Origin of the sequence: Dietzia maris (genome assembly GCF_014144855.1) — a bacterium.
GTDB lineage: Bacteria > Actinomycetota > Actinomycetes > Mycobacteriales > Mycobacteriaceae > Dietzia > Dietzia kunjamensis.
On sequence record NZ_JAALDN010000287.1, the window covers coordinates 1 to 4211 of the forward strand.

Below are 4211 nucleotides of genomic sequence, written 5' to 3' on the forward strand. Positions count from 1 at the left end.
GTCGACGACCTCGGCGCACGGCTCGTCCCCGTGGCGCCCGCGACCGGGCCGGCGGGGTTCCCCGACGGCGACGGCGAGCTCGCCCTGCGCCGTACGGCACTGACGTTGGAACCGGACGTCCTCCCGCTGGGCGTGGCGGTCGAGACCCTCAGCATCACGGGCGGCACCATCACCGCCGCCGGTGACGGCGGGCCCGGCACCGCGCCGCTCGACGGCCTCGCACGGACGGACCTCTAGACTCGGGCTCATGAGTCGCGACGACGTACTGGTCAGCACCCGCTGGGCCTCCTCGCGCCTGGCCGACGACTCGGTGGTCTTCCTCGAGGTCGACGAGGACGTGACGGCCTACCACTCCGACGGGCACATCCCCGGTGCCGTCGCGCTGAACTGGCGAACCGAACTCCAGCAGGAGTACACGCGCGATCTCGTCGACCGTGAGCGGTTCGGCGAACTCCTGTCCGTTCGGGGCATCACCCGCGAGCACACCGTGGTGGTCTACGGCGGTAATCACAACTGGTTCGCCGCCTACGCCTACTGGTACCTCCGGCTGTACGGGCACCCCGACGTCCGCCTCCTCGACGGGGGCCGTATGCGCTGGGAGCGGGACGGCCTGCCACTGGAGACCGAGCTGCCGCAGCGGCCGGCGACCGAGTACGTCGCCGAGCCCCAGGACCTGTCGATCCGGGCGTTCCGCGAGGACGTGCTCTCGGGCCTCGGCAGTGACGCGCTCGTCGACGTGCGATCGGTCGACGAGTTCACCGGCCGACTCGCCGCCCCGGCCGGCCTGCCCCAGGAGGGCGGCCGACAGCGCGGGCACATCCCCGGCGCGGTGAGCATTCCGTGGAACCGGGCGGTCACCCGCGACGGTACGTTCCGGCCCGACGCCGAGCTCCGCGAGATATACGCCGATCTTCTCGGCACCCCCGGGCAGCGCGTCGTCACGTACTGCCGGATCGGCGAGCGGTCCAGCCACACCTGGTTCGTCCTCCACGAGCTCCTCGATCAACCGAACGTCGTCAACTACGACGGCAGCTGGGTGGAGTACGGCTCCCTCATCGGGGTCCCCGTCGAACGGTGAGCCGTGTGTTCACCCCGGCGGCCGGCGGGACTGGCTAATCTCGATCCCATGTCTCTCCTGTCGCGTGCGCTCGGTATGGCCGGGCGAGCCTCCGTCGTCGCCGTCGGCGCCGCGGTCGCCTCCACCGTCCTCGTGGGAATCGATCAACGCCGTGGGGCGACCCCGGCCGTGCCCGATCACCCCGGCCCCTACTCCCCCGAGGAGCGGGAGGCAGCCGTTCGGATGTACCTCACCGCGCTCACGGTCCCGGCCGCGGCGTTCCGTGTGCCGTTCGCGAAGGACTGTGTCCGTCGCGAGAACGGCCTGAAGACCGGGTTCGGGGCGGACCAGCTCCGGTGGGACCTCCACCTGCACCTGCAGTACTCGGTGATCCGCGAGGTCCGCGACATCGTCATCACCGTTGACCCCCCGGGGCGCGAGGGCGTCGTGCACGCGGACTTCACCCTGGCGACCGTCGTGGGCGCCACCGCGCGGGTCAGCGAGGACTTCGTCGTGCCCCCCGAGGACTGCCTCATCCACTCGATCGAGGCCCGCGTCTCACTCGGCTGAGAGGCTCGGGGTTAGGATTGGGCCATGGTGCTCTTCTTCGAGATCCTCCTGGTCCTCTGCACGCTGGCCATCCTGTGGGCCACCTGCTACATCGTGTACCGCACGGTCACCGACGAGTCGTGACGGAACGCGACCAGCCGAACACCGGTGACCCCACGCCGCCCGTCCCCGTAGGGGGAGGCGGCGGGTCGGTCGTGCCCGGATCCGGAAACGCGGCCGTCGACGCGGCGGCGGAGCGGTCGGAGGCGACCGCCCGCCGCAACATCGCCCCGTTCTCCGAGCTCCCGGTCCCGGAGGACACCGCCAACCTGCGCTTCGGCCCCGATCTGCACCCGGGTCTGCTGGCCCTGCTGCCGCTCGTGGGCGTCTGGGAGGGTGAGGGCGAGGCCGACACCGAGGACCGCGGCCAGCACCGGTTCGGCCAACAACTCATCGTCGCCCACGACGGCGAGAACTACCTGACCTGGACCTCCCGCGCCTGGACCTTCGACGCCGGTGGCGCCGTGGACGATGCGGCCTACCGGGAGACGGGATTCTGGCGGATCTCCGCGGATGACCAGCTCGAGTTCCTCGTGGCCCACGCGTCCGGCGTGATCGAGATGTACTACGGCGCACCGATCAGCCAGTCGGCCTGGGAGATGACCACCGACGTGGTCCTCGCGTCCCCCACCGGACCCAAGCGTGGCGGCGCCAAGCGCATCTACGGGATCGTCGAGGGTGGCGACCTGGGCTGGGTCGAGGAGCGCGTCCACCCGGAGCGGGGCCTGGTGCCCCACATGTCCGCGCGACTGCGTCGGATAGCCGGCTAGCAGTTCCCCGCCCGGGTGGCGGGGCCCGTCACCCGCGGCCGACCGCGCGGTCGACCATGCCGACGACATCGATCCCGGGGTCCCCGGTCGACAGCGTCACATCGTCGACCCTGCGGACCCGCGCACACAGGGTCACCGAGGACAACAGCCACACCGCGTCCGCGGCCAACAGGTCGGTCAGCAGCAGCCGCTCCCGCCGCACGCGCACACCCTCGGCCCCGGCGATCTCCGCCATGGCCGCCAGGGTGGTGCCCTCGAGGATCCCCACCTCCGCCGGAGGGCTCACCAGCTCACCGCCGCGGGCGATCACCACGGTGGAACGGGGGCCCTCCAGCACCTCGCCGTCGGAGGACAGGTAGATCACGTCGTCGAACCCGGCCGCGGCGGCGTGCCGCAGCGCCGCCATGTTGGCCGCATACGACAGCGTCTTGGATCCGAGCAGCAGCCACGGGGCGGACGCGGCGACGTCCGACGCATACCCCCGACCGAGGGCCGTCACCGCGATTCCGTCGGCCCGTGCCCGCAGGGCCACCCCGCTCACGGGCGCGACGGTGATGTAGGCCGTCTCCCGCCCGCCGCGCTCGGGCCCGCGGGACAGCACCAACCGCAGCATCGCCTCCGAGTCCGGCCCCCACCGGCGCGCGGCCAGGTCGATGCCCGCCAGCCACTGCTCCGGGGACGGCCCGGTCAGCCCCAGCGAGGCCGCTGATCTGGCGAGTCGCGCCAGGTGACGTTCCGGCTTGGCGGGGCGGCCACCGACGACGAGGAGTGTCTCGAAGCAACCGTCGCCACGGACGGCGGCCAGGTCGTCGGCCAACAACAGTGGCTGATCGGACGGGTGGACCCGGGGACGCGGCCCCTCCGGACCGCCCGCGACGAGGACGACCACCCGTGCGTCGTCAGTCCGGTCGGTACCCGTTTCCGCTGCTGTGCCCATGCCGCCCAACACTACGGCGGGGTACGTAGACTCGCGATCGTGACCGACCCAGTTGTGCCCGAGCGGACCGACAGCGGCTACCGCAGCCCGATCCTGAACCGCCCCGGAGCAGTGAACCAGGCCGACACCTCCCCCGACGTCGGGGTGCCGTACCACTACGGCGACCCGTTCGGGGAGCAGCGCGCGGCCGACTCCGCGCTGGTGGTCGTCGACCGCTCCCACCGGGACGTCCTGACCATCGGTGGCAGCGAGCGGCTGACCTGGCTGGAGGGCTTCGTCTCCCAGCACGTGTCCGAGATCCCGGACGGTGGCGGCGCCGAGACGCTGGTGCTGGACGCGAACGGGCGGGTGGAACACCACGCGGTCCTCGCCGACGTCGCCGGCACGCTCGTCGTGGACACCGAACCCGGCCGGGGAGCGGACCTGCTGCAGTTCCTCACCAAGATGGTGTTCTGGGCCGACGCGACACCGGAGACCGCGGACCTCGCCGTCCTCACCCTCACCGGCGCCGCCCTCCCCGCCACCCTCGAGGCCCCGGACGGCACCGAGGTGACCCTGCCGGTCGGGGACTACGCCGGCATCCCGCTGCCGGGCGGCGGTGTGGCCCGGCGGATGCCCTGGCCCCTGACCGGATCGATCGACCTGCTGGTCCCGCGCTCCGAACTGAGCGCGTGGTTCGACGCGGCGGTCGCCGCGGGAGCGCGTCCGGCGGGTTCGTGGGCGTTCGAGGCCCTACGGGCGGCGGGGACGACCCCGCCACGCGGCCGCCTCGGGGTGGACACCGACGAGAAGACCATCCCCCACGAGCTCCCCACCTGGATCGGCGATGTGGCGCAGC

General features: G+C 72.4%; 5 protein-coding genes and 1 pseudogene. 5 read left to right on the forward strand and 1 reads right to left on the reverse strand.

The features are described 5' to 3' along the window. The 4 genes and pseudogenes from G6024_RS09930 to G6024_RS09945 all read left to right on the forward strand — a co-directional run. Nucleotides 1–237, forward strand: a pseudogene (locus G6024_RS09930) (DUF2993 domain-containing protein); the annotation flags it as partial. A 10-nt stretch (nucleotides 238–247) separates the two neighbouring features. After that, nucleotides 248–1078: a sulfurtransferase gene (locus tag G6024_RS09935; protein ID WP_067712016.1), complete on the forward strand. Its 831-nt coding sequence runs from the start codon at nucleotides 248–250 to the stop codon at nucleotides 1076–1078. Between the two features lie 48 nt (nucleotides 1079–1126). Then, complete coding sequence (locus tag G6024_RS09940; protein ID WP_067712013.1) at nucleotides 1127–1627, forward strand: DUF8021 domain-containing protein; 501 nt, start codon at nucleotides 1127–1129, stop codon at nucleotides 1625–1627. A 119-nt stretch (nucleotides 1628–1746) separates the two neighbouring features. Continuing rightward, nucleotides 1747–2436: a heme-binding beta-barrel domain-containing protein gene (locus G6024_RS09945; RefSeq protein WP_083249488.1), complete on the forward strand. Its 690-nt coding sequence runs from the start codon at nucleotides 1747–1749 to the stop codon at nucleotides 2434–2436. Nucleotides 2437–2464: 28 nt separating this feature from the next. Here G6024_RS09945 and G6024_RS09950 read toward each other — a convergent pair whose 3' ends face one another. Beyond that, complete coding sequence (locus G6024_RS09950; RefSeq protein ID WP_069388594.1) at nucleotides 2465–3373, reverse strand: aminodeoxychorismate lyase; 909 nt, start codon at nucleotides 3371–3373, stop codon at nucleotides 2465–2467. Nucleotides 3374–3412: 39 nt separating this feature from the next. On the opposite strand from G6024_RS09950, the gene G6024_RS09955 reads away from it, so the two are divergent. After that, nucleotides 3413–4211: YgfZ family protein (locus G6024_RS09955; protein WP_159148615.1), on the forward strand; the 799-nt coding region annotated here is incomplete at its 3' end.

What these genes read in the sequence shown, in the direction of transcription:
- G6024_RS09935 (WP_067712016.1), top strand. Translation starts at nt 248, where the DNA reads ATGAGTCGCGACGACGTACTGGTCAGCACCCGCTGGGCCTCCTCGCGC.
- G6024_RS09940 (WP_067712013.1), top strand. Translation starts at nt 1,127, where the DNA reads ATGTCTCTCCTGTCGCGTGCGCTCGGTATGGCCGGGCGAGCCTCCGTC.
- G6024_RS09950 (WP_069388594.1), bottom strand. Translation starts at nt 3,373, where the DNA reads ATGGGCACAGCAGCGGAAACGGGTACCGACCGGACTGACGACGCACGG.